Below are 25,852 nucleotides of genomic sequence, written 5' to 3' on the forward strand. Positions count from 1 at the left end.
TTTGAGATATCGGTCACGTTTTGGCCCCCAAAATAGCCGCCCCAGACGCCTCCGTACGGCCGCTCCGCGTGCGAACATCGACAGACAGGAGATGCGACCAGGCTCGCCTGCGGAGGCCACCAAGGATGCGGGGCCGCCCGTAGACGGTGCCTGGCACGCCGACAAGGACGGGTTGCAGCACGTGTGTTCGGGGCACTGCAGTGACGGAATCAACGCGCCAGACGTGGCCGGCCAATGCCTGGCTGCTACAGATCGACGACGTGCGCGTGGATACGCGCTACCGCCGGGTGGTACGCCCGGAACAGACGGTTGAACTGCCGCAGCGCACGTTCGACCTCTTGATGCTGTTCCTGCGCGAGCCCCACGTCCTGCATCCGCGGGCGGACCTGTTCCAGCGGGTCTGGCCCGGGGTCATCGTCGAAGACGCCAACCTCTCCCAGGCCATCTGGGTGCTGCGCAAGGCACTGGGGCCGGAGCGCAAGGACTGGATCCGTACGGTGGCAAAAGGGGGCTATGTGTTTGAGCCGCCTGCGCCCATCACGGCGGTGGGGGACGGCGCGGCGACCGGGCCCGCACAGGCCGACCCATCAGGAATTGCGACTGGGCCGTTGAACGCCCCCTTGGCAGCGCAAGCGCCGCCGTCCCTCGTCCCTCCACCCGGCACACCCTTGGGGGCCGAGGAAGACTACGTCAAGCCCAGCGTGGAGGATCCATGCCTGCCCCCGCCGCCGATTCGGACCCCACCCTTCCCGCCTGCCCGCCGCTGGTGGATTGCGGCCACGATGTTGTGCCTGGCGGCCTTGGCGGTTTCGGCCAGCTGGTTTGGCGGCCAGTCGGACCGACGCGCGAGCGCCAGCACAGACGTGTTGCTGATCGAGGTCCAGCCTCCTGACACCCAGGAAGGCGACGCAAACTGGCGTACCACCGTGCTGCACGCATGGCTGGACTGGAAACTCCGCGCGTTGCCCGACGTGAACGTGCTTCGGGAAGAGAACCTGGCGGCGGGGAAATCGCCGGCGAGGCCGAACGTCATGCTGCTGGCGACCGGGGCCTCCCCGGATCGGGCGGGCGACATCTATGTCCGGGCGAGCTTTGACGGCCTGGCGGGGAACGAAAGCGTCCAGGTGGTGGGGCCCGCCCACGACCTGCCCCGCCTCGTCGATACCGCGTCCAATGAGGTACTGCGGCGCCTCATCCCGGGCCGGGCGAAAGACGTGTGGCCCCCACTGGCGCTGGATCCGGCGTCCGCGCGGCGCTTTGCCGACACCTTCAAAGCCCTGGAGCGACGCGACTGGGCAAGCGCGCGGGTCGCCGCGCAGGACGTGATCCAACGCTCCCCACGGTTCGGCGTGGCCAGGCTGCAACTCGCGGTGGCGTTGGGCCGACTCGGGCAGGCCGGCTTGGCGATCGAACAGTTCGCCACCGCCCGGGCGATGCTCAAGCCGCTTCCCGCTGACGCGGGCAAGGTCATCGATGCCCTGCAACTGGCCGCAGACCCCCGTCGCCTGCTGGATGCCGCGGAGGCCTCGGGTGAACTGGCCAAGGCCTACCCGAACCGTCGCGCTTTCCTGCTCGACCAGGCCAAGCTGCTCGCTCGCGCGGGCCAATTGGACCAGGCTCGCGCGATCCTTGAACGACCGGACTGGACGACCGAGGCGCTTGGCCTGCGCATTCCCCAGTTGCTGTCGTTGGCCGACATGCACCTGCAGTTGGGCGACCCGCAACAAGCACGCGTCCACGCCGACCAAGCGCGCAAGCTTGCTGAGGCCGCGGGACGAGGCTGGCAGATCGAGCACGCCATGGCCCTGACGATTGAGGCAGAGGCCAATGCCGTCCAATACGAGGGCAAGGCCGACCTGGGCCTCTTTGAACGCGCAGCACGCGAGTTCGAGGCGGCTGGCGACGAGATCGATGCGCTTTATGCACGGTTCCTCGCCGAGTCCGCGCGACCGGCAGGAGCCCCCGGCGCCGACGCCAAGCTGGAGGCGCTGCTGGCGCGCGCGCGGGCGTCCGGGTACCGGCAACTGGAAATCGAGATCCTTCGTCGCGCCGCCTTCCAGCAATACGTCGCCGGGAACATGGCCGAATACCGCACCCGCCTCGCGCAGGCGCTGACCGCGGCCAATGAAGCCGGTGACGCGGTGGCCCAGCAGCATCTGGACCTGGACCTGCTCAACGAGGACATGGCCCGAGGCGACTTTGCCAGCGCCGAGCAACGGCTACAGCGCCTGCGCAGCTCTGACCTGCGCGGCGATAGGGCCTTCTGGGCGGCCCAGTTCGGAGCGCAACTCGAATTTCTGCACGGCAGGTACGACGCAGCCCTCGCCACCCTGGATCGTCTGGTGGCGGCACAGCACGCCGGGAACTCGCCGCTGCCGCCCATTTCGCGGGCCCGGGTGGCGTGCGGCAAGGCGGAAATGATGGCCGTGCAGGGCAAGGTGGCGCGCGCACGCACGCTGTACGCCGCTTGCCGCCAGATGGATCACGACCTGACCCGGCTGCTCGCGGACCTCGGCGCGTTGATGCTGGACGCCATCGTCAACGACGGCGGCGCCGAGCCCGCGGCGCTGAAGGCAATCCAGGCCCGGATCGACGCCTTGCCTGATGGGCCAGATCGCTGGTGGCCCGCTATCTCACTGGCAACAGCATTGACGCGGGCGAAGCAACCGGCTCAGGCAGAAGCGATTTACCGTGCGGTGGCGCCTGGCGCGGCACGCGCCGAATACCTGCACCTGTCACGGATGGTGGAGCTGGGCCTGGCGGAAGTCGCGGCGGCCCGGGGTGACTGGGAGACCAGCCGCGCGCATGCCGAGGTGGCCCGGGCCGACCTGCCGCCCGGGGATTGGTTCCTCTCCAACCGACTGGCCGAACTGGACATCGGCCACAGCCTCGCCACCGGCCAGACCGAAGCGGCCTCGCGCCAGCTGGCCCGATTGGATGCCCAAGCGCACAAAGTCGGCGACGCCATCGTCCAGCAGGAAGTGCACAGCCTGATGCCGCCTGGTGCCGTCGTCGGGGCGTGCACGGGGGCGACGCGCGCGGCCTTCGCCCAGCGCACCGGCCTGCGCGGCGCGACGCTGGCATGGATGGCCCCACGCACCGATCGTGCGAAGGGCGCCATCCAGGTGGTCACCGCGCAAGGCGCGCGCTGAGCCTGGATGCGGTCAGAGCATGCCGGTTTCGAGCCGGGCAATCTCCGACATCATGTTGCGGTTCCACGGCGGGTCGAACACCAGCTCGACATCGGCTTCGGCCACGGTGGGAATCATCTCCACCTTGTCGCGAACGTCAGCCACGAGGATGTCGCCCATGCCGCAGGCGGGCGCGGTCAGGGTCATGCGGATGGCAACCTCACGCTGACCGTCCTCGCGAGGCTTGACCGAGGCCTCGTACACCAGCCCCAGATCGACGATGTTGATCGGGATTTCCGGGTCGAAACAGGTGCGAAGCTGCGTCCACACCATCTGTTCGACCGCCTCGTCGTCCGCCCCCTCGGGCAGTTCCAGCGGGGGCACCGGCTCCTTGCCAATGGCATCGGCGTCCTGGCCCGCCACGCGGAACAGGTTGCCCTCCACGAAGACGGTGTAGCTGCCACCCAGCGCCTGGGTGATGTAGCCGACGCTGCCGGCCGGCAAGGTGACCTTGTCACCCTGCGGGACCATCACGACGTCGCAATCGCGCTCGAATCGGACAGGCTCGCTGCTGCGGGAATACATGAGGAAAAAGGGGGCTGGATTCGAATGGGACCATTCTAGTCCAAATTGACCCCAGCCGGGTCCCCGCTATGCTGTGAGGCCTGCTCCCCGCCCCGTCCCAATGTCCCTCGCGCGCTCGCCCTCCCCTTCCATTCCCTGGCTGTCACCGCTGCTGCTGGTGCTCACCGTTGTCGGATTCGCCGCGATCTGGACCCTGGTGGCGCTCTACACCAGTCGCCAGGTGAGTTGGCTGGCGGTCGTCGGCGCACTGGACGTGGCGTGGATGCTGCGACTCAGTGGATGGCCGGCGGGCCGCACCCGCATGTTCGCGGCGATAGGGGCCACCGCGGCCATCATTGGCTTTGCCAACTGGGCGATCATCGCCGCGCAATTGGGCGGAATGTTGGGCCTCGAGCCCTGGGAATCCATCACCCGGCTCGGCGGCGACCACGCCTGGACGTTGGCTCAACTCGCCAACGGCCCCATGGACATGCTGTGGATCGCCGTGGCACTGGCGATGGCGGTCTGGCTGTCTCGCTGAAGCGGGAAGCCTGCCGACTTCGCCCTCTTCTCCCGCCAATCCCGCCGGCCCCTCCGAGCGGCCGGACCGCGCCCCCCCGCAACGGGACGACGGATTCAAACCTGGACGCTGCCGGCCCGCGTTTAGCCCGTCAGTGCCCGCCGCCGTCCAGCGCCTTCAACTCGCTGACCAGCGCCGCCACCATGCTGGCCGCATCGCCGTAGAGCATGCGCGTGTTGTCGGCATAGAACAGGGCGTTCTCGATGCCGGCAAAACCCGTTCCCTTGCCGCGCTTGATGACGATGGTGTTCTTCGAAGCCACCACGTCGAGGATCGGCATGCCGTAGATCGGGCTGGCGGGATCGGTCTTGGCCACCGGATTGACCACGTCGTTGGCGCCGATCACCAGTGATACATCGGTGGACGGGAACTCGGGATTGATGTCGTCCATGTCGGCGATCAGGTCATAGGGCACGCCGGCCTCCGCGAGCAGCACGTTCATGTGGCCCGGCATGCGCCCCGCCACCGGGTGGATGGCGAACTTCACCTTGACCCCGCGCTCCATCAGCTTCTGCGTCAGCTCCCACACCTTGTGCTGGGCTTGCGCCACCGCCAGGCCGTAGCCGGGCACGATCACCACGCGCTCGGCATAGGCCATCATTGCGGCCACGTCACCGGCCTCGATCGGCTTCTGGCTGCCGGCGATTTCCTGCGCCTGACCGCCACCACCAAAATTGGAGAACAGCACGCCCGTGATCGGTCGATTCATCGCCTTCGCCATCAGCTGCGTGAGCAGCGTGCCGGCGGCACCGACCATCATGCCGGCGATGATCAGCGCTTCGTTGCCCAGCACATAGCCCTCGAAGGCCACGGCCAGACCGGTGAGCGCGTTGTACAGCGAGATCACCACCGGCATGTCCGCGCCGCCGATGGGCAGCGTCATCAACACGCCCAGTGCCAGTGCGAGCACGAAGAACGCGATGATCCACGGCATTGCCAGCGTGTGGAGCGCAAATGCACCGCATAGCACCGCAGCCAACGCCACCAGCGCGTTGAACCACTGCTGGCCGGGGAAGGTGTAGCGCTTGTCCATGCGCCCGTCGAGCTTGGCCCAGGCAATCACCGAGCCTGTCAGCGATACCGAGCCGATCAGCGCGCCGATCACCGCCAGCGCGAGCGTGAAGGTGGACGACACCGGGGCGCCGGCCGAAAAGCGCACCAGCTCCACCGCGCCGATCGCCGCCGCGGAACCGCCGCCCATGCCGTTGAACAGCGCCACCATCTGCGGCATGTCGGTGATGGCCACCTTCTTGCCCCACATCCAGTTCACCGCCACGCCGATGACGATGGCCGCGACCATCAGCCCGAGGTTGTGCAGGCCCGGCAGGAAGAACGTGGCCCCCGTGGCGATCAACATGCCGACGCCGGCCCACTGGATGCCGCTGCGTGCGGTCTTGGGGCTCGCCATGCGCTGCAAGCCCAGCAGGAACAGCGTAGCCGCGACGAAATAACTCAGCTTGACCAGCGTCAACGCGCTCATGCTTGGCTCCTATCCGCAGGCAACGCGGGCTGCAGGCAACTCAGTCTCTGGAGAACATCGCGGTTTGAAAGGCGCGAAGGCGCCGGCACGGCAGACACACCGCCGCTCACTTGCCACCCGTCGGCGGCTTGCTGCTCTTGAACATCTCCAGCATGCGTTCGGTAACGACGTAGCCACCGGCCGCGTTGCCCGCGCCCAGCAACACGGCGAGGAAGCCGATCGCTTTCTCCAGCGTGGTGTCGGCATGGCCCAGCACCACCATCGCGCCGATCAGCACGATGCCGTGGATGAAGTTGGACCCCGACATCAGCGGCGTGTGCAGGATCACCGGCACCCGCGAGATGATCACGTTGCCGGCGATTGCGGCCAGCATGAAGATGTACAGCGCGACGAATCCATCACCCATCGGTCCAGCTCCCCATCCGGCCTGTGTTGGCGTCCCTGAATCGGATCATAACCGTCCCGGCGGGCGGCGTTGCGACATCCCCGGGCCTGTCAACCCGACGCGCGTCCGGGCGTTTCAGATTGCATCCACGGCACTGTGCCACCCGGCGAGGGTTGCCGCTGGAAGCGTTCGTGACCCCTGCCCCGGCCGACCCATGCCCTATGCTGCTGCGCGTGACCCGTGATGCCGACAACGCGCCCGCGCCCGACGCTGCCGCCAGTAGCGCGCCGCCGGAGCCGCCGCCGACCCTGGACGCGTTCCTGGCGGACATCGGGCCGCGCGCGTTCCGTTTCGCCGAACTGGGGCTGCGCGACCGCGAGGACGCGCTGGACGCCGTGCAGGACGCCATGACGAAGCTACTGGGCTACGCCGGCCGCCCCGCCGGCGAATGGACACCCCTGTTCTGGAGCATCCTGCGTCGGCGCGTGGTGGACCTGCAGCGCCGTCGCGCCTTTCGCCTCCGCTGGCTGCTGCCACGCCAACCGGACGATGACGATGCGATGCCGGACTGGGCGGACGAGGGCCCCGACCCCGCGCGGACCCACGACGGCCACGAGGCGTACGGGCGCTTTGCCGAGGCGATGGCCACCCTGCCGCGGCGCCAGCGCGAAGCGTTCCACCTGCGCGTCCTGGAGGAGTTGGACGTAGCGACCACCGCACATGTCATGGGCTGCAGCGAAGGCTCGGTCAAGACACACCTATCGCGCGCCCGTGAGGCGCTGCAGCGACATCTGGAGGACTGGCGATGACGGCCAACCACACCACGACCGACGCCCAACACGCTGCGCCGGGGATCGAAGGCGATGCGAACGCCCGCTTCGACGCGTATGCACGCGCCAGCCATGGCGCCTCGCTGCAGCGACTGTCGCCCCGTGCACAGGCCCGCCTGGCCCAAGCCCGCCAGCCGGACTCGCGCCGCGACGCCCGCCATCGCGCCGCATGGGCCCTGCCGACGGTGTTGGCAGCCATCGCCGTGCTGGCCGTGGCACTGCAACTGCTGCCACCGCCGGCCGCCGTGCCCGCGCCACGAGTCAGCGCCGTAACGCCGGACACTGCCGATGGTGCATCCGGCGACCCGGCGGTGGCGCTCGACGAGAACCCCGACTTCTATCTCTGGCTGGCGTCATCCGACGACGTCATGCCGACCACCCTGGAGCACTGAGATGCGACGTTCCTTTGCCTTCGTGTTGGCGCTGGGCCTCCTGTGGGCCGTGCTGCCGCCCGCCACGGCGTCCGGGCAGGCGACCACTGCGCCGCTGCCAACGTGGGACAAGCTGACCCCCGCCCAGCGCGACACCCTGATCGCGCCGTTGCGCGAACGCTGGAATGCCGAGCCGGAAAGTCGACAGCGCCTGTTCGACCATGCGGCGCGCTGGAAGGCGATGACGCCCGAGCAGCGCGCGCGTGCCCGCCACGGCATGCACCGCTGGCAGGAAATGGGCCCGGCACAGCGCGAGGAAATGCGCGCGCTGTTCGCCAAGATGCGGACCCTCGATCCGGAAGGGCGTGCTGCCCTGAAGGCGAAGTGGCGACAAATGTCCCCGGAGCAACGCGCCGAGTGGGTAAAGGCCAATCCGGCGCCCGCGCGGGAAGACCAGCTGCCGCATCGGTAGCGATGTCGCTGGACCGAGGCACTGGGGGTATCACGCCGCCAACCGGTCCGCAGCCAACGCCGCGGGCGCCGTGACATTGCCGGCCCCGCCAACGCATGGCGGGCAGCATGACCGGATCAGCCGGCGGCGCGCTCCGGCCACACGGTCTTGGCCAGCAGTTCGTCGTCCCAGTCGAAATGCATCTGGCCATCTTTCAACAGCAGGCTGGCGAAGTTGAAGACGTTGCGCGCGAACATCTCGCTGGCGTGCACGGCCCCGCTGCTCGCCAGGTTGAGCGGCCCTGCAACCACCACGCCATTGCTGTCGATGGTCTCGCCTGGCTGGGTGAGTTCGCAATTGCCGCCGGTTTCCGCAGCCAGGTCCACGATCACGCTGCCTGGCTTCATTCCCGCGACCATGGCGGCCGTGATGATCTTGGGTGCGGGCCGCCCGGGGACAGCGGCGGTGCAGACCACGACGTCCATTCCCTTGAGGTGTTCCCCAAGGCGCCGTTGCTGCTCGGCGCGTTCTTCGTCGGTGAGCTGACGCGCATAACCGCCTTCGCCGGCGGCACTTACGCCGAGGTCCAGGAACTTCCCGCCCAGCGATTCAATCTGCTCGCGCGTCTCCGGTCGCACGTCGAACCCCTCGACCTGCGCGCCCAGGCGCCGCGTCGTTGCGATGGCCTGCAAGCCGGCCACGCCAGCCCCCACGATCAGCACCTTGGACGGCCGGATGGTGCCTGCCGCGGTCGTGAGCATCGGGAAGAAACGCGGCGCCAGCTGCGCCGCGATGAGCACGGCCTTGTAGCCGGCCATGCCCGCCTGCGAACTGAGGACGTCCATGGCCTGCGCGCGTGTAGTGCGCGGCAGACGCTCCAGCGGGAACGCCACAAGCTTGCGCATTGTGATGGCCTCGCCACGGGCCGCGTCGGCCTGGGGCGCCAGCATGCCGATGAGCGTGGCGCCTTCCCGCAATCCGGACAGCGTGGACGGAGGCGGCGGCTGCACGCACAACACCATGTCGGCATCCGACAGCGCAGTCCCAGCATCCGCCACCACCTGGCCGCCCGCCTGGCGGTACGCCTCGTCGGTCATGCCGGCCCCGGCCCCCGCGCCGGATTCGATGCGAACCTCAACGCCGGCGGCCACCAGCTTGCGGCAGGTTTCCGGCGTCAGTGCGACTCGCCGTTCACCTGCGGCCGCCTCTCGGGCCACGCCTACCTTGACTGCCTGACCCGTTGACGACATGCCATCCCTCCGGACTGTGCTCGCCGCATCCTAACCAAACGCGGCGCGAGGGGTGAACAGTTGCGCAGGAGAGGATCAGGCGGCGATCCGGCGCAACCGGTCGCCCACCGCGTTCATCGCTTCGGTGAAGGGATGGGGCGTCCCCGCCACGGACAAGCGGCCCTGCGCCATGAGCGCCGTCAGTTCCTCGACGGAACCGACGAGCACGCGACCACCCCGCTCGTTGACCAGCATGCGCCGGGACGTGAGCGGGCTGATCCAGGCGATCTTGGCCTTGGTCGCAACCCCCTCGGCATCGGTCAATTGGACCCAGTCACCCACCGCGAGCGCGCGCAATGCCTGGACCATTGACGGGTCCTGCGGCGCCAGCGTGTCGGTGCCGCCCACGAGCCACAGCCCCTCTTCGTCGCTCCCGGCATCGAGCTCGGGCTGCGACGGCAGCGGATGGACCATGCGCGGCGTATCCGGTGACGCCAACCCCCTGACCAGCGCGACCAGCCCGTGGCGCGCCGCCGATTCATCGCCACCCGAACTGGCAAGGCAATCCACGATCGTACGCTGGAGCCCCAACAACCGATCGGCCAGCGCGCGACCGTTGGCCTGCGCGGCGAGTCCGTCCACTTCCACGAGCGCGTTGCCCAGTGCCACGGCCTCGGAGAAGCGCGCGCTTTCGAGTCCGTCGCGCAGCAGCACCTGGACCAGGTGGTGTCGCCAGGACGTCCCCAGGAAATCGGCGATCGCCTCACTCAATGGCTGCAACGACAGACGGCGCGCCACGACCGCATCGGCTTGCGCACGTGCGTGCTGCAGTCGTTCGCGACCGTGCACGGCTTGTGCGGCACGCTCTTCCTGCAGATACACCCGCTGCCGCTGCTGCAGCAACAGGGCATCGAGTTCGGCGAAGGCCTGGTCGAAAACCGCCAGGCTTTCCCGGTATTCCACTGCGATGCGTTGGGCAACCAGTGCGGCGCGCTCGAACAACTCGCGCTCGAACCGAGTTTCGGCGTTGTTGCCTGCGCAGGCCTCGGTAATCGCGTCCAACAGTTTGCGGGCAGGATGGGCTGGCAGGTCGAACAACCCGCGGTCTCCCAAGGCCACTTTCACGTAGGGCAGCACGAGGCGCGAGTACAGGCGGCGGCAGCGCTCATGCAGCTCCTGCGTGGAGAACAACGCTTCGAACACCATGGCCACGAGGTCGATCGCGTCTTCGCTGTCGCGGCCCAGGCTGGTGTGGTCCGGGCTCAGTCCGAGACGGCGCGCGCCATCCCCCAGGCGTTCACGAATGACGGCGGCAAGTTCGCCCTGCGCTGTGAATGCGCGGGCGAACGCGTCGGTGGGCTCGCACTGCAGCAGCGAAGCCACGCTAAGGACTTCCTCCGCGCGCAGGTCACGTCGTCCCTGCAGCGCGCGCTGGGGCGACGAGGGCTCGGCAGCGGGAGAACCCAGACCCGCATCCCGCCATGCGTGCAGCAGGTCGCGAAGCTCATCCAGGGTGACGGGCGCCGGCGCGACATTCGGGGCGCTGGACGACATGGGCGGCGGCGGCGCGGCACCTTGTCGTGCGGGCGCGGGGGGCTCCACAGGCACAGGCACAGGCACGGCGGGCGGCACCAGCGGCTCCGCGGAGCTCTGGGTGAGCGGCTGGGCCTGCGGTCCGTAGCCCCCCTCCTCCAGCAGCGCGCAAGCCTGGGCATACAACCCCTCGAGCACACGCCCCAGTTGGGCTTCGTAGAGACCGAAAAGATCCGCGCGCAGCTTGGCGGGGATGCGGGCGCCCTCGAACGCTTCGACAAACGCCGTCGCCAGGCGCACTGGGCCCAGCGGATTGACCATGGTCTTGAGACCCAGCACCGCTGCCAGCGTGCGCAGGCGAGACTCCAGGGCCTCCAGGGGATTTTGGTAACGCTGGGCAAGGCCTTCGGCCATGCGCTCGCCCGCCAGGTGCAGGTCAAGCTGCGCCTCGTCCAACAGCCCCAGAGTCAGGTAATTGCGACCCGGCTGACGCAGCGTGCGGAACTCGTCAAAGCCCTTGGCCAGCTGTTGCCGGAAGCGCATGACCTGGGCCGCCTGCTGGTGACGCAGGCTCCACAGCGCTGCCTGGTCCTCGTACTGGAACGCATCCCTCTCCAGTTGGGTGGCCGACTGCGCCAGTGCGTCCTCGAGGGGGCCGTACAATGTGCCTGGTATGCCGCCCAGCCGCTCCAATGCGGCGCGCTTGAGCTCCTCAAGCACGCGAAACGGATCCGTCCTCATGGCGCGAATGGCGCCGGGCGGGTGACTGGACACACGGCCTCCCCAACGTTAATGACGCTTTGCGTCACATTATCCCAAGTGACGCCACAATTGATGCACGATCGGCAGTCTGCCGCCCCTCCTTTCCCGAATTCTGTGACCGATGCCTGATATTGCCGCGCCACCCTCCCTTACCTGCCTGGACCACCGCCGCTCGACGCCTGCCCGGCACCTGTCGGAGCCAGGCCCGGACCAGGCCACGCTGCTGCGGATGCTCACTTCGGCGGTGCGCGTGCCGGACCACGGGAAACGGGTGCCCTTCCGCTTCGTGACCCTGCGCGGCGACGCGCGCCATGCCTTGGGCGAGCGGTTGGCGGCCCGCAGTCGCGAACGCGACCCTGACGCCGCGGACGCCGTGGTGGAGAAGGATCGGGAGCGCTTCTCGCTGGCGCCGCTGGTGGTGACGGTGGTGGGCCGTTTCGGCCCGGACGAAAAGATTCCAGAGCAGGAGCGCCTGCTGTCGGCGGGCTGCGTGTGTTTCGCGCTGCTGCAGGCCGCCCAGGCAATGGGCTTTGGCGCCACCTGGCTGACCGGCTGGCCTGCCTACGACCCGGTGGTGCACGGCTGGCTGGACCTGGAGGCCGATGAGCGCGTGGTGGGCTTCATCCACATCGGCACGCCGACCCTGGAAGCCCCGGAGCGCCAGCGCCCGGACCCGCAGGCGCTGCTGACCGAATGGTCGCCGACGTGACCTCGCCAGCGCGCACGCGGCCTGCGCTGTACCTGGTCGACGCCAGCCTCTATGTGTTCCGCGCGTGGCACTCGATGCCCAACGAGTTCCACGACGACGAAGGCTGGCCGACCAATGCCGTGCATGGCTTCGCCCGTTTCCTGCTGGAACTGGTCGAGCGCGAACGCCCGCAGCACATCGCCGTCGCCTTCGACGAAGCGCTGGATTCGTGTTTCCGCAACGAGCTGTACCCGGCCTACAAGGCCAACCGCGACCCGGCGCCGGAAGAACTCAAGCGCCAATTCGCCCACTGCAAGGCGCTGTGCCAGGCGCTGGGACTGACAGTGTTGGCGCATCAGGCATACGAGGCGGATGACCTCATCGGCAGCGCCTTGGCGACGATGCGCGCACAGGGCTACCGCGGCGTGATCGTGTCCGCGGACAAGGACTTGTCGCAACTGCTCGAAGGCGAGGACGTGCAGTGGGACTTCGCTCGCGGTCAACGCTGGGGCATGGAGGGTGTGCCGGAACGTCATGGCGTGCAGGCCCATCAGATCGCCGATTACCTGGCACTGTGCGGCGACGCCGTGGACAACATTCCAGGCGTGCCCGGCATCGGCGCGAAAACCGCGGCGGCGCTGCTGGCCCATTTCGGCACCCTGGATGCACTGCTGGACCGGGTGGAGGAGATTCCGTTCCTGCGACTGCGCGGCGCGGCCAGCACGGCCGCCAAGCTGCGGGCGCACCGCGAGCAGGCGCTGCTGTGCCGACGCTTGACCACGATTGCCTTGGACGCGCCGTTGACCGGGCATGACGCGCACTTCACCCGGGATCGGGCCGACGCGGCCCGGCTGGCCACGCTGTGTGATGCGTTGCGCTTTGGCCCGATGACGCGGCGACGCCTGCACCAGGCGGGCGGCGTGGAGATCGCGGCGTCATCCACGGCGTCGTAGTATCAGGATCATCGGCGCCCCACCACGGCGGCACCTTTGAAAAAAAGCCACTGGACGAGAGCGCATGCATTCCAACGAACACAACGCCGTGACCGAGGGGAGCGCCCGGCGGCCAGATCAGCCAACCGGCCACCACGACCTGCACGACAACACCGCCCCCGTGGAAACCCTCTACGACGGCCAATGGCTTCGGATGTTGCGTCGCGGACGCTGGGAATACGCCGAGCGCGCGCACGGCAATGGCATGGCGGTGATCATCATCGCCGTGACCCCGGACGACCGGATCATCTTCGTCGAACAGTTCCGCGTGCCGCTGCAGGCGCGCACCATCGAGATGCCGGCCGGGCTCGTCGGCGACCAGGCCGGCGAGGACACGCTGGAGGATGCCGCGCGTCGCGAGCTGGAGGAGGAAACCGGCTGGCATGCCGATGAATTGCACGTGCTGCTGATCGGCCCGACGTCCTCGGGCATGAGCAACGAGCGCATCGCCTATGTGCGCGCCACGGGCCTGCGCAAGGTGGGCGATGGGGGCGGCGTGGACGGCGAGGACATCATCGTCCATGAGGTGCCCGTCGCCGAGGCGCCGGCGTGGCTGATGCAGAAGCAGCGCGAAGGCTACGAGCTGGATCTCAAGCTGTGGGGCGGGCTTTGGATGGTGGATCGGAACCCGGATGGGTCTGCGACGTGAGCAAGGGCGTTACTGCCGATGTAGTGACTCCGGGATAGGGACCGCCACTTGCGGCGGCCCCCACGCCTTCCTTTCAGCCGGCGACACATCGCCGGCTCGTCAGGCGATCACGCAAACCGATCCGTCGCGGCCACCAGCGCGTCAACATTCTCGGCTTCAAACGCCGAGTGTCCCGATGCCGGGGTGATGACCAGTTCGGCCTTCGGCCACACCTTGTGCAGGTCCCACGCATTGGCGACCGGGCACACCACGTCATAGCGGCCGTGCACGATGACGCCGGGAATGTGCGCGATCTTGTGCGCGTCGCGCAGCAGCTGGTCGTCAACCTCGAAGAAGCCGCTGTTGACGAAGTAGTGGTTCTCGATGCGGGCGAAGGCGAGCGCGAACTGGGGGTCTTCGTGCGCGTTGGCGAAGTCCGTGTCCACGTGCAGGAAGCTGGTCGCCCCCTCCCAGACGCTCCAGGCCTTGGCGGCGGCCAAGCGGACAGCCTCGTCGTCGCTGGTCAGCCGGCGGTGGAAGGCGCTGATCAGGTCGTGGCGCTCAACCACCGGGATCGCGGCCAGGTAGTGTTCCCACGCATCGGGGAACAGTCGCGACGCGCCCTCCTGGTAGAACCATTCCAGTTCCCAGCGACGCAGCATGAAGATGCCGCGCAACACCAGTTCGGTGACGCGCTCAGGGTGGGTCTGCGCATACGCCAGCGCGAGGGTGGAACCCCACGAGCCGCCGAACACCTGCCATGCCTCGATGCCGAGCTTTTCGCGCAGCGTTTCGATGTCGGCCACCAGGTGCCAGGTGGTGTTGTCGACCAGGTCGGCGTGCGGCGTGGAGCGCCCGCTGCCGCGCTGGTCGAACAGGATGATCCGGTACTTGGACGGATCGTGGAAACGGCGCATCTTGTCCGTGCAGCCCCCACCCGGCCCGCCGTGCAGCATCACCACCGGCTTGCCCTGCGGGTTGCCGCACTGCTCGTAATACAGCGTGTGCCGGTCGTCGACCTTCAGCTGGCCGACATCGTAGGGTTGGATTTCGGGGTAAAGGGTGCGCATGGGGGTCTCGGCAGGAAGAACCGGGAAAGTGTAGCCCCCGTTCCCGGTGGTGCGTGCTGCCCAAGGCGCTGAACTTGGGGGCAGCCCCCAGAGCAAACCCGTTGCCACGCCCACGCGCCTGCGCCCCGTCGGGGCGCACGGCCGCTTCAGCCCGGGCAGCGGCCGAGCGTCACGCGGTCCCGTCCTTCCAGATCGAGCTCCGTGGCCACGTCGCGGAACCCGGCCGATGCCAGCAGGTCACGAACGGCCACGCCCTGGTCCCAGCCATGCTCCAGCAACAACCAGCCGTTCGGGAGCAGGTGCACCGGCGCGCCGGCCACGATCTCGCGAATGGCATCCAACCCGTCCTGACCGGAGGCCAGCGCCGCGGCCGGCTCAAAACGCAGGTCGCCCTCGTCCAGGTGCGGGTCGTCGGATGCGATGTACGGCGGATTGCTGGCGATGAGGTTGAAACGCTCGCCACACACAGGGGCAAACCAGTCGCCCAACCGGAATTCGATATTGGCCAGGTGGAGCCTCCCGGCGTTCGCGCGCGCCACCTCCAGCGCGGCGGCACTCGCGTCCGTGGCCACCAGCGCGGCCTGCGGCCGCTCGGCCGCCAGGGCCAGCGCGATGGCGCCGCTGCCGGTCCCCAGGTCCGCCACGCGCAGCGACTGCGCTGTCGGCAAACGTTCAAGCGCGAGCTCCACCAGACGCTCGGTCTCGGGGCGAGGGATGAGCGTGGCCGGGCCCACCGCCAGGTCGAACCGCCAAAAGCCGCGGTGGCCGGTGAGGTAGGCCACGGGCTCACCCCGCATCCGGCGTTGCACCAGCGACTCGAACTGCTCGGCGGCTTCGCCGTCCACCTCATCGCCGCCGTGGCTGAACAGCCACGTACGCGGGCGGCCCAAGGCATGGGCCAGCAGCAGGTCTGCTTCGCCCGGCTCCAACCGGGAACGGGCGGCACGCAGCAGGTCGTCTAGTCGAGGCACGGTCTAGGGCGGGAAACAGGGACGGGCGATGGTACGAGACCCCAGCCGCACGCGGCCACTCCGAAACAAAACAGTCGAGAACCCCACTGGAATTGATAGCCGCTGCCTATCAATGTAATTCCAACAATCGATTTGTCATATCTATTGATCGCGCCTATGCTTTTCTCCGTAGCGGGCAGCCGCTCCCCTTCCACCACCCCACCAAAGGATTCCAGCACCATGTCGCTGATCAATACTGAAGTGAAGCCGTTCAAGACCACCGCCTTCCACAACGGCGAGTTCGTCGAAGTCACCGAAGCCAACTTCAAGGGCAAGTGGTCCGTCGTGATCTTCATGCCGGCCGCCTTCACCTTCAATTGCCCGACCGAAGTGGAGGACGCCGCCAACAACTACGCCGAGTTCCAGAAGGCGGGCGCCGAGGTCTACATCGTCACCACCGACACCCACTTCTCGCACAAGGTGTGGCACGAAACCTCGCCGGCCGTTGGCAAGGCCCAGTTCCCGCTGGTCGGCGACCCGACCCACCAGCTGACCCGCGCCTTCGACGTGCACATCGAAGAAGCCGGCCTGGCCCTGCGCGGCACCTTCGTGATCAACCCGGAAGGCGTGATCAAGACGATGGAAGTGCATGACAACGCGATCGCCCGCGACGTCACGGAAACCCTGCGCAAGCTCAAGGCCGCGCAGTTCGTCGCCGCCAACCCGGGTGACGTGTGCCCGGCCAAGTGGAAGGAAGGCGAGAAGACGATCAAGCCGTCGCTCGACCTGGTCGGCAAGATCTAAATCGCAACACCACCCGGGAGGCGCTTCGGCGCCTCCCGAGGCGGCCCGGCCGATGTGCCGGATCCCGCACCACCCGCTCATCCGATCGCGGCTGCTTGCAGCAGCGGCCTGGGCACCTCCCCCGAAGACGTTGCGCCGGTGAACGCTCCCGGCCCCGTTCGGCCCAGGCCGCTCCTGCAAGCCCCTGCCTCTTTCCCCTTCGCAACGAGACCCTGCTGCCGCACGGGACGCCCCAGTTGCGACCTTTATTACTGCTCCGCGAGGATTTCCCATGCTCGACGCCGACCTGAAGACCCAGCTCAAGGCCTACCTGGAACACCTCACCCAGCCGATCGAACTGGTCGCCTCACTGGACGAAGGCGATGCATCGCGCGAGCTCGACGGACTGTTGCGCGAGATCGCCGCGCTGTCGGACAAGATCTCCCTGCGCCGCGACGATAGCGACGCGCGCAAGCCGTCGTTCGCGATCAACCGCGTCGGCACCGACATCGGCTTGCGCTTCGCGGGCATCCCGATGGGCCACGAGTTCACCTCGCTGGTGCTGGCGCTGCTGCAGGTGGGAGGGCACCCGTCGAAGGCAGCGCAGGACATCATCGAGCAGGTGCGCGGGCTGGAGGGTGACTACACCTTCGAGACCTATTTCTCGCTGTCGTGCCAGAACTGCCCGGACGTGGTGCAGGCGCTGAACCTGATGAGCGTGCTCAACCCGCGCATCCGCCACACCAGCATCGACGGCGCGCTGTTCCAGTCAGAGGTCGAGGCGCGCCAGGTGATGGCCGTGCCGACGGTGTTCCTCAACGGCGAGGTCTTCGGCGCCGGTCGCATGGGGCTGGAAGAGATCGTGGCCAAGCTCGACACCGGGGCCACCGCACGCGAGGCCGCCAAGCTCGCCGCCAAGGCGCCTTATGACGTGCTGGTGGTCGGCGGCGGACCGGCGGGCGCGGCGGCGGCGATCTACGCCGCACGCAAGGGCATCCGCACCGGCGTGGTGGCCGAACGTTTCGGTGGCCAGGTGCTGGACACCATGGCCATCGAGAACTTCATTTCGGTCGAGCACACCGAAGGCCCGAAGCTCGCCGCCGCACTGGAACAGCACGTGCGCCACTACGACGTGGACGTGATGAACCTGCAGCGCGCCGACGCACTGGTCCCCGCCAGCCAACCCGGCGGCTTGGTCGAAGTGAAGCTGGCCAACGGCGCCTCGCTGAAGGCCAAGTCCGTGATCCTGTCCACCGGCGCGCGCTGGCGGCAGATGGGCGTGCCCGGCGAAGAGCAGTATCGCAACAAGGGCGTGGCCTATTGCCCGCATTGCGACGGTCCGCTGTTCAAGGGCAAGCGCGTGGCCGTGGTCGGCGGTGGCAACTCCGGTGTGGAGGCAGCGATCGACCTCGCCGGCATCGTCAGCCATGTCACGCTGCTGGAATTCGACGGCAAGTTGCGCGCGGACGAAGTGCTGCAGCGGAAGCTGCGCAGCCTGCCCAACGTGACCGTGCACGTGAACGCGCAAACCACCGAGGTGATGGGTGACGGCAGCAAGGTCACCGGGCTGGTCTACAAGGACCGCCTGGGCGGCGATTCGCACCGGGTGGAACTGGAGGGCATCTTCGTGCAGATCGGCCTGCTGCCCAACACCGAATGGCTGAAGGGCACCGTGACGCTGACGCCCCGGGGCGAGATCGTGATCGACGAGCGCGGCCAGACCTCGGTGCCTGGCGTGTTCGCCGCGGGCGACGCAACGACGGTGCCGTACAAGCAGATCGTGATTGCGATGGGCGCAGGCTCAACCGCGGCACTGGGCGCCTTTGATCACCTGATCCGCACGTCGGCACCGGCGGACGAACTGGCGACGGCGTGATGGCTGAGCCATTCGCGGACGTCGCCGGCCAACCCTGCGCATCAGGCGCCCGCCGGCCCGTCCCCGCACTACACTGACCCCATGAACCTGCGCGACCTTACCTACCTCGTCGCCTTGGCCGACCACAAACACTTCGGCCGGGCGGCGGAGGCGTGCTTCGTAAGCCAGCCCACCTTGTCCACCCAGATCAAGAAGCTGGAGGACGAGTTGGGTGTGGCGCTGGTCGAGCGCGCGCCGCGCAAGGTCATGCTCACCCCCGCCGGCCGCGAGATCGCCAGCCGTGCGCGCCAGATCGTCGCCGACGTGGAGCAGATGAAGGAAGTCGCGCGCCGCAGCCGTGATCCCGAGGCGGGCACCGTGCGATTGGGCCTGTTCCCCACGCTGGGTCCCTACCTGCTGCCACACGTGGTTCCGTGCATTCGCGCCCGCTTCCCGCGGTTGGAGCTGCTCCTGGTGGAGGAAAAAAGCAGCGAGATCCTCGCGGACCTGCGTACCGGCAAACTCGACGTCGGCCTGCTGGCCCTGCCGGTGCACGACGACCAGTTGCACACGGAGTTCCTGTTCGACGAACCGTTCCTGCTGGCCGTGCCCGAGGCGCATCCCTTGGCCCGGCGCAAGGACCTGGCGCTGGACGACCTGGCTCGCGAGCGCCTGCTGCTGCTTGAAGACGGCCACTGCCTGCGCGACCAGGCACTGGACGTCTGCCAGTTGGCCGGCGCATCGGAGATGAGTGGCTTCCAGGCCACCAGCCTGGAAACACTGCGGCAGATGGTGGCCGCCAACGTCGGCGTGACCCTGTTGCCGGCATTGGCCGTCAAGCCGCCCGTGGCGCGTTCCAGTGACATACACCTGATCGGCTTCCGTGATCCGCAACCCAGCCGGCAGATCGCGATGGTCTGGCGGCGCAGTTCGGCCATGCAGGAGTTCCTCATGGAGCTGGCCCGCGTGTTCCGCGAGCTGCCGGCGGAGCTGTTCACCGCATCACCCGACCTGCCGCTGCCGGAGCGGACCGCCGTCCAGGGGTAACGCCGCGTGACGCCGGCGCGGCGGTTGTTTGCGCGCACCGTTGGCCGATACGCCAGCCCTATGACAGCCATCGGAACAAACGATTTCACCTATCCACTGCGCGGCGCGAGACTGGCGGAACCAAAAGGTCCACTCTTCCACGGAGGAAGTCATGTCAGACGAATCGAAGTGCCCCTTCGGCGGCGACGCCAGCAAGGCAAGGAAAGTCCGGCACACCACCAACCGGGACTGGTGGCCCGAACAACTCAACCTCGGCATCCTGCGCCAACACTCCACGAAGTCCAACCCGATGGAATCGGACTTCAAATACGCCGCTGAATTCAAGACGCTTGATCTGGACGCGGTGACCCGCGACCTGCACGCGCTGATGACGGATTCGCAGGACTGGTGGCCGGCGGACTACGGCCACTACGGCCCGTTCTTCATCCGCATGGCGTGGCACGCCGCAGGCACCTACCGCACCGGCGATGGCCGCGGCGGCGCCGGCAATGGCGCACAGCGCTTCGCGCCGGAAAACAGTTGGCCGGATAACGGCAACCTCGACAAAGCGCGTCGCCTGCTGTGGCCGATCAAGCAGAAGTACGGCCGCAAGCTGTCCTGGGCCGACCTGTTCATCCTGACCGGCAACGTCGCGCTCGAGTCGATGGGGTTCAAGACGTTCGGGTTTGGTGGCGGCCGCGCCGACACCTGGGAGCCGCAGGAGGACGTCAACTGGGGTTCCGAACACACCTGGCTGGGCGACGAGCGCTACAGCGGCGACCGCGAGCTCGCGAACCCGCTGGCGGCCGTGCAGATGGGCCTGATCTACGTGAATCCGGAAGGCCCCAACGGCAACCCCGACCCGCTGGGCTCGGCGCGCGACATCCGCGAGACGTTCGCGCGCATGGCCATGAACGACGAGGAAACCGTGGCGCTGACCGCCGGCGGCCACACCTTCGGCAAGGCCCACGGAGCAGGCGACGCGGCACTTGTCGGCGTCAGCCCCGAAGGCTGCGAGATCGAATCGCAGGGCCTGGGCTGGGCCAGCACGTTCGGCAAGGGCCTGGGCGGCGACACCATCACCAGCGGCATCGAAGGCGCGTGGACGCCGACGCCGACGAAGTGGGACAACAGCTACTTCGAAACCCTGTTCGGCTACGAATGGGAACTGACGAAGAGTCCGGCCGGCGCGCACCAGTGGAAGCCCAAAGGCGACGCCGGGGCCGACACCGTGCCCGACGCGCACGACCCCTCCAAGCGCCATGCGCCGATGATGACGACGGCCGACATGGCAATGCGCATGGATCCGGCCTACGAAAAGATCTCGCGCCGCTACATGGCCAATCCACAGGAATTCGCCGACGCCTTCGCGCGCGCGTGGTTCAAGCTGACGCACCGCGACATGGGGCCGCGCTCGCGCTACCTGGGCAAGCTGGTGCCGCAGGAAGAGCTGATCTGGCAGGACCCGGTGCCGGCCGTGGACCACCCGCTGATCGACGCCAACGACATCGCCTCGCTGAAGGACAAGGTGCTGGCCTCGGGGCTGAGCGTGTCTCAGCTGGTCCGGACCGCGTGGGCCTCTGCGTCCACGTTCCGCGGCAGCGACAAGCGTGGTGGCGCCAACGGCGCGCGCATCCGGCTGGCGCCGCAGAAGGACTGGGAGGTCAACCAGCCGGCCGAACTGGCCAAGGTGCTGTCCACGCTGGAGGGCATCCAGCAGGCGTTCAATGCCTCCGCCACCGGCGGCAAGAAAGTCTCGCTGGCCGACCTGATCGTGCTCGCGGGCAATGCCGCGGTGGAGGCCGCGGCCAAGCAGGCGGGTTTCGAGATCAGCGTGCCCTTCTCGCCCGGCCGTACCGATGCCACGGCGGCGCAGACCGACGTCCACTCCTTCGCCGTGCTCGAGCCCAAGGCCGACGGCTTCCGAAATTACGTCGCCAAGGGATTCGAAGGCGACGTCGCGGAGATGCTGGTCGACAAGGCGCAACTTCTGACCCTCACCGCGCCAGAGATGACGGTACTGGTCGGCGGCATGCGCGCGATGGGGGCCAACCATGGCGACAGCCGCCATGGCGTGTTTACCCAGCGTCCCGGCACCCTCAGCAACGACGTCTTCGTCAACCTGCTCGACATGCGCACGCGCTGGCAGCGCTCGGAGGCCGATCCGCACGTGCTGGAAGGCCGCGACCGCAAGAGTGGCGAACTCAAGTGGACCGGGACGGTGGTGGACCTGGTGTTCGGCTCCAATTCGCAGCTGCGCGCACTGGCCGAGGTCTATGCCGCCAATGATGCACAGGCGAAGTTTGTGCACGACTTCGCCGCGGCCTGGGCGAAGGTGATGGACCTGGACCGCTTCGACCTGAGGTAACAGGCGGCGTCAGGCGGGCGCCCCCACGCGCGTAGGCATCCGCGCGTGGGGCTCCCAGAGGGCACCGCGCCACCTGACCGGGGCAAGGGCGGGGACAAGCGTGGAAGGGCTGGCCTTGGCGTCAGCTTGCGCTGGCATCCACTAGCGCTGCAGACGACGTCCGGCTTAAGGCATCGGGCAACTCACGCCAGTGCCGCCCAGCCCGCAGTAGCCATCCGGATGCTTGGACAGATATTGCTGGTGCTCCTCCTCGGCGTAGTAGAACGCCGGCGCGGGATAGCGGATCTCCGTCGTGATGTCGGTGTACCTCGCGTCACGTAAACGCTGCTGGAACGCATCGCGACTGACGATGGCGACCGCATGCTGCGTTTCGTCGTAGCAGTAGATCGCGGACCGGTACTGCGTGCCGACATCATTGCCCTGGCGCATGCCCTGCGTGGGGTCGTGGCTTTCCCAGAAGGTACGCAGCAGCTCAACGAAGGGAATGACCGCCGGGTCGTAAACCACCAGCACGGTCTCCGCATGGCCGGTCAGCCCGCTGCAGACCTCGCGGTAGGTCGGGTTGGGCGTCACGCCACCGGAATACCCCACGGCCGTGGTGAACACGCCGGGCAGCGCCCAGAACTTGCGTTCGGCACCCCAGAAGCACCCCATGCCGAACTGCACCATTGCCATCCCCGCAAAGTCGCCCCGCAACGGACGCCCGTGCACGTGGTGGCGATTGCCGAGGGGCATGGCCTCCGCACGGCCCGGCAACGCATCTTCCGGCCGAGGCAGGCGTTGTTTCCAGGCACCAATTCCAAGCATCGACATCATCTCCTTCCTCCAGGCCTGAAGCCGCTCCCGCGGCAACCAGCGCCATCAGGCTCAATAGCGCAGGGATGCCTGCAACGGGCGGTCATCGCCCCACCGTGCACGGCCGCCCAAGGCCACCAGTTCCACCAGCACCGACGCGCCCACCAGCGTCGCCTCCGCACGCTCGACCAGCGCACGGGCGGCCACCAGCGTGCCGCCGGTGGCCAGCACATCGTCCACCAGCAGGACCCGCATCCCGGGCCTGATCGCGTCCTCGTGGATCTCCAGCCGGTCGCTGCCGTATTCGAGGGCATATTCCTGCGCGAACACCGGCGCGGGCAGCTTTCCCGGCTTGCGCACGGGGACAAAGCCGACGCGCAGCGCGTGCGCCAGCGCCGCACCCAGAATGAAGCCCCGGGCCTCGATGCCCACCACGCAGTCGACCCCCTGCTCGCGCCACGGCGCCGCCATGGTCTCCACGACCCACGCAAAACCGCCGGGTTCGGCCAGCAGCGGCGTGATGTCCTTGAAGTGGATGCCCGGCCTGGGGAAGTCCGGGACGTCGCGAATCAGTGCGGGGAAATCAGACGCGGGCGTGTCGGTCATGGTGTCTCCACTCGGATCCGCTCACGCGGGGTCGGGCAGCATACCGTCGTCGCACGGGTCCATGGCCTCGCCATCCGGGGCATTCAGCGGCAGGGCGTCGACGACCGTCTTCGCCTCCGACCAGACCACGTCCGGCACGCACACCGCCACCACGCCAAACAGCGGCAACTCGCCCATCCCGCCCAGCAGTTGCTCGCCCCGCAGGAACACCGGAATGCCCTCGGCTTCCAGGGCATGGCGGACCAGGTGGGCATCGATCAGGTTGGCGGCTTCGTACACGACTTTCACGGCACACCTCCGCGCAGGCAGGAATCTGGGGCCAACCGGGGTCAGTTCCGGGGCTTCCTGCCGACCAGCATACCCCCGCCGACGGCAGCCTCGCCCGCCACCGGCTAAACTGCACGGTCTCCCACGCCTCGCCCGATCCCGCATGTCCAACACCCCTGCCCCGAACGCCGCCCCCGAGACCGCCGCCGAGGCACCGGTCAAGAACGACTTCATCCGGCAGATCGTTCGCGAGGACCTGGCCAGCGGCAAGCACGCCGCCATCAAGACCCGCTTCCCGCCCGAGCCCAACGGCTACCTGCACATCGGCCACGCCAAGGCCATCTGCCTGGACTTCGGCATCGCCCGCGAGTTCGGCGGCGAGTGCAACCTGCGCCTGGACGACACCAACCCGGCCAAGGAAGACCCCGAGTACGTGCGCGCCATCCAGGACGACGTGCAGTGGCTAGGCTTCCAGTGGCACGACCTGCGCCATGCCTCGGACTACTTCGAGGTGCTGTACCGCGCCGCCGAGAAGCTGATCCAGCAGGGCGACGCGTTCGTCTGCGACCTCAGCGCCGATGAAGTGCGTGCCTACCGCGGCACGCTGACGGAGCCGGGCCGCAATTCGCCCTACCGCGACCGCAGCGTGGACGAGAACCTGGACCTGTTCCGCCGCATGCGCGCCGGCGAGTTCGCCGATGGCACGCGCACCTTGCGCGCCAAGATCGACATGACGAGCGGCAACATCAACCTGCGCGATCCGGCCATCTACCGCATCAAGCACGTCGAGCACCAGAACACCGGCAACGACTGGCCGATCTATCCGATGTACGACTACGCGCATTCGCTCAGCGACGCAGTGGAAGGGATCACCCATTCGCTGTGCACGCTGGAGTTCGAGGACCACCGCCCGCTGTACGACTGGTGCGTGGAAAAGGTCGACCTGGCGCACTCGCCGGAACTGGTGAAGCCGCTGACCGACAAGGGCCTGCCGTTCGAGGCGGCCAAGCCGCGCCAGATCGAGTTCTCGCGCCTGAACTTCAACTACCTGGTCATGAGCAAGCGCAAGCTGATGGCGCTGGTGACCGAAGGCCTCGTCGACGGCTGGGACGACCCGCGCATGCCGACGCTGCAGGGCATCCGCCGCCGCGGCTACACGCCCAGCGCGCTGCGCCTGATGGTGGACCGCGTGGGCATCAGCAAGCAGAACTCGCTGCTGGACATCTCCATCCTCGAAGGCGCGCTGCGCGACGACCTCGATGCCGCCGCGCCGCGCCGCATGGCCGTCATCGACCCGCTCAAGCTGGTGCTGACCAACCTGCCGGAGTCGCACGAGGAACAGCTGACCTTCAGCAACCACCCGAAGCACGAGTCGTTCGGCGAGCGCAGCGTGCCGTTTGCGCGCGAGCTGTGGATCGAACGCGAGGACTTCGAGGAAGTCCCGCCCAAGGGCTTCAAGCGCCTGACGCTGGGCGGTGACGTGCGCCTGCGCGGCGCCGGCATCATCCGTTGCGACGAAGTGGTCAAGGACGCCGATGGGCGCGTGGTGGAGCTGCGCTGCACGCTTGACCCCGAGTCGCGCCCGGGCATGGAAGGCGCCAACCGCAAGGTCAAGGGCACCATCCACTGGGTCAGTGCGAAGCACGCCCTGCAAGCCGAGATCCGCCTCTACGACCGCCTGTTCACCGTGCCCGATCCGGACAACGACGAAGGCGGCAAGAGCTACAAGGACTACCTCAACCCGGAATCGCGCCGCGTCGTCATCGGCTATGTCGAGCCTGCCGCCGCGCAGGCGGCGCCGGAGCAATCGTTCCAGTTCGAGCGCATGGGCTATTTCGTCGCCGATCGCTACGAGCACCGCGCCGACGCACCGGTGTTCAACCGCAGCGTGACCCTGCGCGATACCTGGGCCACCAAGGCCTGAGCCCCCCATGCTCTATGCCCAGATCCACCTGACGTTGCCCGCATGGGTCCACAGGCGCGTGGACACCACGCGCGCGTACTCCGGTGACGACGCCAAGGTCGCGCTGGCGATCGAGTTGTCGCGGCTCAACGTGGAGGCGGCCTCGGGCGGCCCGTTCGGTGCCGCGGTGTTCGACCCGCAGGACCGCATCATCGCCGTGGGCGTCAACCGCGTGCTGCCGCACGCCTGCTCACTGGCCCATGCCGAAACGATGGCCTACATGCTGGCGCAGGGCCGTACCCAGCGCCCGCGCCTGAACCAGACGCTCGAAGGCGCCCCCTGCGGCCCGATCACGATGGCCACGTCGTCGCAGCCCTGCTGCCAGTGCTACGGCGCCACCGTCTGGGCCGGCATCGACCGTCTGCTCATTGGCGCACGGGCGGAGGACGTCGAGGCCCTCACGGAGTTCGACGAAGGCCCGCTCCCCACCGATTGGGTCGGCGAACTCGAGCGTCGTGGCATCGCCGTGGTGCGCGACCTGCAGCGCGATGCCGCGCGGGCGGTGCTGCGCACCTATGGCGAGCAAGGCGGCCTGAAGTACTGAT

24 protein-coding genes are annotated in these 25,852 nt (G+C 68.0%); 14 read left to right on the forward strand and 10 right to left on the reverse strand.

Annotation, left to right across the window (positions count from 1 at the left end; all coding sequences use genetic code 11):
• Positions 1 to 200: 200 nt before the first annotated feature.
• Complete coding sequence (locus tag ACYVBS_RS01820) at positions 201 to 3,152, forward strand: winged helix-turn-helix domain-containing protein (RefSeq protein WP_460821391.1); 2,952 nt, start codon at positions 201 to 203, stop codon at positions 3,150 to 3,152.
• Positions 3,153 to 3,164: 12 nt separating this feature from the next.
• Here the strand turns inward: ACYVBS_RS01820 and sufT are convergent, their stop codons facing one another.
• Complete coding sequence (gene sufT / locus ACYVBS_RS01825; RefSeq protein WP_460821392.1) at positions 3,165 to 3,716, reverse strand: putative Fe-S cluster assembly protein SufT; 552 nt, start codon at positions 3,714 to 3,716, stop codon at positions 3,165 to 3,167.
• A gap of 100 nt (positions 3,717 to 3,816) precedes the next feature.
• On the opposite strand from sufT, the gene ACYVBS_RS01830 reads away from it, so the two are divergent.
• Positions 3,817 to 4,236 (forward strand): hypothetical protein, encoded by a 420-nt coding sequence (locus ACYVBS_RS01830; RefSeq protein ID WP_460821393.1) that lies wholly within the window; start codon positions 3,817 to 3,819, stop codon positions 4,234 to 4,236.
• 130 nt (positions 4,237 to 4,366) lie between these two features.
• On the opposite strand, the gene ACYVBS_RS01835 is transcribed toward ACYVBS_RS01830, so the two are convergent.
• Together ACYVBS_RS01835 and ACYVBS_RS01840 are read right to left on the reverse strand one after the other, a co-directional pair.
• Complete coding sequence (locus ACYVBS_RS01835) at positions 4,367 to 5,755, reverse strand: NAD(P)(+) transhydrogenase (Re/Si-specific) subunit beta (RefSeq protein ID WP_460821394.1); 1,389 nt, start codon at positions 5,753 to 5,755, stop codon at positions 4,367 to 4,369.
• A gap of 106 nt (positions 5,756 to 5,861) precedes the next feature.
• The gene (locus tag ACYVBS_RS01840; RefSeq protein WP_460821395.1) at positions 5,862 to 6,161 is read right to left on the reverse strand and encodes an NAD(P) transhydrogenase subunit alpha part 2; all 300 of its coding nucleotides are present in this window, start codon (positions 6,159 to 6,161) and stop codon (positions 5,862 to 5,864) included.
• 200 nt (positions 6,162 to 6,361) lie between these two features.
• Here ACYVBS_RS01840 and ACYVBS_RS01845 point away from each other — a divergent pair, with 200 nt between their 5' ends.
• Genes ACYVBS_RS01845 through ACYVBS_RS01855 form a run of 3 tightly spaced genes read left to right on the forward strand, consistent with a single transcriptional unit; the run spans position 6,362 to position 7,813 of the window.
• Positions 6,362 to 6,949 (forward strand): RNA polymerase sigma factor, encoded by a 588-nt coding sequence (locus ACYVBS_RS01845; protein WP_460821610.1) that lies wholly within the window; start codon positions 6,362 to 6,364, stop codon positions 6,947 to 6,949.
• Positions 6,946 to 7,362, forward strand: a complete 417-nt coding sequence (locus tag ACYVBS_RS01850; protein WP_460821396.1) for a hypothetical protein — start codon at positions 6,946 to 6,948, stop codon at positions 7,360 to 7,362. Before ACYVBS_RS01845 ends, ACYVBS_RS01850 begins: the two co-directional genes overlap by 4 nt.
• A gap of 1 nt (position 7,363) precedes the next feature.
• Positions 7,364 to 7,813 carry a DUF3106 domain-containing protein gene (locus ACYVBS_RS01855; RefSeq protein WP_460821398.1) on the forward strand — a complete coding sequence of 150 codons (450 nt, stop codon included), beginning with the start codon at positions 7,364 to 7,366 and terminating at the stop codon, positions 7,811 to 7,813.
• 116 nt (positions 7,814 to 7,929) lie between these two features.
• Here the strand turns inward: ACYVBS_RS01855 and ACYVBS_RS01860 are convergent, their stop codons facing one another.
• On the reverse strand, positions 7,930 to 9,042 hold the full coding sequence (locus tag ACYVBS_RS01860) for an NAD(P) transhydrogenase subunit alpha (protein WP_460821399.1): 1,113 nt from the start codon (positions 9,040 to 9,042) through the stop codon (positions 7,930 to 7,932).
• Positions 9,043 to 9,117: 75 nt separating this feature from the next.
• Entirely contained in the window at positions 9,118 to 11,295 is a 2,178-nt protein-coding gene (locus tag ACYVBS_RS01865; protein WP_460821400.1) for a DUF1631 family protein, read from the reverse strand.
• Between the two features lie 151 nt (positions 11,296 to 11,446).
• On the opposite strand from ACYVBS_RS01865, the gene ACYVBS_RS01870 reads away from it, so the two are divergent.
• From ACYVBS_RS01870 to ACYVBS_RS01880, 3 genes are all read left to right on the forward strand, one after another.
• Positions 11,447 to 12,025 carry a nitroreductase family protein gene (locus tag ACYVBS_RS01870; RefSeq protein ID WP_460821611.1) on the forward strand — a complete coding sequence of 193 codons (579 nt, stop codon included), beginning with the start codon at positions 11,447 to 11,449 and terminating at the stop codon, positions 12,023 to 12,025.
• Positions 12,010 to 12,957, forward strand: coding sequence for a 5'-3' exonuclease (locus ACYVBS_RS01875; RefSeq protein WP_460821401.1), 948 nt, complete (start codon positions 12,010 to 12,012; stop codon positions 12,955 to 12,957). Before ACYVBS_RS01870 ends, ACYVBS_RS01875 begins: the two co-directional genes overlap by 16 nt.
• 193 nt (positions 12,958 to 13,150) lie before the next feature.
• Positions 13,151 to 13,645, forward strand: a complete 495-nt coding sequence (locus ACYVBS_RS01880; RefSeq protein ID WP_460821612.1) for an NUDIX hydrolase — start codon at positions 13,151 to 13,153, stop codon at positions 13,643 to 13,645.
• A gap of 107 nt (positions 13,646 to 13,752) precedes the next feature.
• On the opposite strand, the gene pip is transcribed toward ACYVBS_RS01880, so the two are convergent.
• Together pip and prmC are read right to left on the reverse strand one after the other, a co-directional pair.
• A complete protein-coding gene (pip, locus tag ACYVBS_RS01885) occupies positions 13,753 to 14,694 on the reverse strand; it encodes a prolyl aminopeptidase (RefSeq protein WP_460821403.1) in 942 nt (313 codons plus the stop codon).
• A gap of 146 nt (positions 14,695 to 14,840) precedes the next feature.
• Positions 14,841 to 15,665 carry a peptide chain release factor N(5)-glutamine methyltransferase gene (gene prmC / locus ACYVBS_RS01890; protein WP_460821404.1) on the reverse strand — a complete coding sequence of 275 codons (825 nt, stop codon included), beginning with the start codon at positions 15,663 to 15,665 and terminating at the stop codon, positions 14,841 to 14,843.
• A gap of 219 nt (positions 15,666 to 15,884) precedes the next feature.
• On the opposite strand from prmC, the gene ahpC reads away from it, so the two are divergent.
• From ahpC to katG, 4 genes are all read left to right on the forward strand, one after another.
• Positions 15,885 to 16,448, forward strand: a complete 564-nt coding sequence (ahpC, locus tag ACYVBS_RS01895) for an alkyl hydroperoxide reductase subunit C (protein WP_460821405.1) — start codon at positions 15,885 to 15,887, stop codon at positions 16,446 to 16,448.
• Positions 16,449 to 16,719: 271 nt separating this feature from the next.
• On the forward strand, positions 16,720 to 18,303 hold the full coding sequence (gene ahpF / locus ACYVBS_RS01900) for an alkyl hydroperoxide reductase subunit F (protein ID WP_460821407.1): 1,584 nt from the start codon (positions 16,720 to 16,722) through the stop codon (positions 18,301 to 18,303).
• Positions 18,304 to 18,384: 81 nt separating this feature from the next.
• A complete protein-coding gene (oxyR, locus tag ACYVBS_RS01905; protein ID WP_460821408.1) occupies positions 18,385 to 19,329 on the forward strand; it encodes a DNA-binding transcriptional regulator OxyR in 945 nt (314 codons plus the stop codon).
• Positions 19,330 to 19,480: 151 nt separating this feature from the next.
• On the forward strand, positions 19,481 to 21,676 hold the full coding sequence (katG, locus tag ACYVBS_RS01910) for a catalase/peroxidase HPI (protein WP_460821409.1): 2,196 nt from the start codon (positions 19,481 to 19,483) through the stop codon (positions 21,674 to 21,676).
• Positions 21,677 to 21,841: 165 nt separating this feature from the next.
• Here katG and msrA read toward each other — a convergent pair whose 3' ends face one another.
• The 3 genes from msrA to ACYVBS_RS01925 are packed head-to-tail and all read right to left on the reverse strand — an operon-like array spanning position 21,842 to position 23,365.
• Entirely contained in the window at positions 21,842 to 22,483 is a 642-nt protein-coding gene (msrA, locus tag ACYVBS_RS01915) for a peptide-methionine (S)-S-oxide reductase MsrA (protein ID WP_460821410.1), read from the reverse strand.
• Positions 22,484 to 22,543: 60 nt separating this feature from the next.
• Complete coding sequence (locus tag ACYVBS_RS01920) at positions 22,544 to 23,077, reverse strand: adenine phosphoribosyltransferase (RefSeq protein ID WP_460821411.1); 534 nt, start codon at positions 23,075 to 23,077, stop codon at positions 22,544 to 22,546.
• Positions 23,078 to 23,098: 21 nt separating this feature from the next.
• The gene (locus tag ACYVBS_RS01925; protein ID WP_460821412.1) at positions 23,099 to 23,365 is read right to left on the reverse strand and encodes a putative signal transducing protein; all 267 of its coding nucleotides are present in this window, start codon (positions 23,363 to 23,365) and stop codon (positions 23,099 to 23,101) included.
• A gap of 142 nt (positions 23,366 to 23,507) precedes the next feature.
• Between ACYVBS_RS01925 and ACYVBS_RS01930 the strand changes: the two genes are divergently transcribed.
• Together ACYVBS_RS01930 and ACYVBS_RS01935 are read left to right on the forward strand one after the other, a co-directional pair.
• The gene (locus ACYVBS_RS01930) at positions 23,508 to 25,268 is read left to right on the forward strand and encodes a glutamine--tRNA ligase/YqeY domain fusion protein (protein ID WP_460821413.1); all 1,761 of its coding nucleotides are present in this window, start codon (positions 23,508 to 23,510) and stop codon (positions 25,266 to 25,268) included.
• A gap of 7 nt (positions 25,269 to 25,275) precedes the next feature.
• Positions 25,276 to 25,851 carry a nucleoside deaminase gene (locus ACYVBS_RS01935; RefSeq protein WP_460821415.1) on the forward strand — a complete coding sequence of 192 codons (576 nt, stop codon included), beginning with the start codon at positions 25,276 to 25,278 and terminating at the stop codon, positions 25,849 to 25,851.
• Position 25,852: the final 1 nt, after the last annotated feature.

The sequence above is a fragment of the Lysobacter olei genome (genome assembly GCF_054777355.1).

Excerpts from the sequence above, each read along its gene's own strand:
- sufT (WP_460821392.1), bottom strand. The coding sequence starts at position 3,716 with ATGTATTCCCGCAGCAGCGAGCCTGTCCGATTCGAGCGCGATTGCGAC.
- ACYVBS_RS01830 (WP_460821393.1), top strand. The coding sequence starts at position 3,817 with ATGTCCCTCGCGCGCTCGCCCTCCCCTTCCATTCCCTGGCTGTCACCG.
- ACYVBS_RS01835 (WP_460821394.1), bottom strand. The coding sequence starts at position 5,755 with ATGAGCGCGTTGACGCTGGTCAAGCTGAGTTATTTCGTCGCGGCTACG.
- ACYVBS_RS01840 (WP_460821395.1), bottom strand. The coding sequence starts at position 6,161 with ATGGGTGATGGATTCGTCGCGCTGTACATCTTCATGCTGGCCGCAATC.
- ACYVBS_RS01845 (WP_460821610.1), top strand. The coding sequence starts at position 6,362 with ATGCTGCTGCGCGTGACCCGTGATGCCGACAACGCGCCCGCGCCCGAC.
- ACYVBS_RS01850 (WP_460821396.1), top strand. The coding sequence starts at position 6,946 with ATGACGGCCAACCACACCACGACCGACGCCCAACACGCTGCGCCGGGG.
- ACYVBS_RS01855 (WP_460821398.1), top strand. The coding sequence starts at position 7,364 with ATGCGACGTTCCTTTGCCTTCGTGTTGGCGCTGGGCCTCCTGTGGGCC.
- ACYVBS_RS01860 (WP_460821399.1), bottom strand. The coding sequence starts at position 9,042 with ATGTCGTCAACGGGTCAGGCAGTCAAGGTAGGCGTGGCCCGAGAGGCG.
- ACYVBS_RS01865 (WP_460821400.1), bottom strand. The coding sequence starts at position 11,295 with ATGAGGACGGATCCGTTTCGCGTGCTTGAGGAGCTCAAGCGCGCCGCA.
- ACYVBS_RS01875 (WP_460821401.1), top strand. The coding sequence starts at position 12,010 with ATGGTCGCCGACGTGACCTCGCCAGCGCGCACGCGGCCTGCGCTGTAC.
- ACYVBS_RS01880 (WP_460821612.1), top strand. The coding sequence starts at position 13,151 with ATGTTGCGTCGCGGACGCTGGGAATACGCCGAGCGCGCGCACGGCAAT.
- pip (WP_460821403.1), bottom strand. The coding sequence starts at position 14,694 with ATGCGCACCCTTTACCCCGAAATCCAACCCTACGATGTCGGCCAGCTG.
- ahpC (WP_460821405.1), top strand. The coding sequence starts at position 15,885 with ATGTCGCTGATCAATACTGAAGTGAAGCCGTTCAAGACCACCGCCTTC.
- ahpF (WP_460821407.1), top strand. The coding sequence starts at position 16,720 with ATGCTCGACGCCGACCTGAAGACCCAGCTCAAGGCCTACCTGGAACAC.
- oxyR (WP_460821408.1), top strand. The coding sequence starts at position 18,385 with ATGAACCTGCGCGACCTTACCTACCTCGTCGCCTTGGCCGACCACAAA.
- katG (WP_460821409.1), top strand. The coding sequence starts at position 19,481 with ATGTCAGACGAATCGAAGTGCCCCTTCGGCGGCGACGCCAGCAAGGCA.
- msrA (WP_460821410.1), bottom strand. The coding sequence starts at position 22,483 with ATGCTTGGAATTGGTGCCTGGAAACAACGCCTGCCTCGGCCGGAAGAT.
- ACYVBS_RS01920 (WP_460821411.1), bottom strand. The coding sequence starts at position 23,077 with ATGACCGACACGCCCGCGTCTGATTTCCCCGCACTGATTCGCGACGTC.
- ACYVBS_RS01930 (WP_460821413.1), top strand. The coding sequence starts at position 23,508 with ATGTCCAACACCCCTGCCCCGAACGCCGCCCCCGAGACCGCCGCCGAG.
- ACYVBS_RS01935 (WP_460821415.1), top strand. The coding sequence starts at position 25,276 with ATGCTCTATGCCCAGATCCACCTGACGTTGCCCGCATGGGTCCACAGG.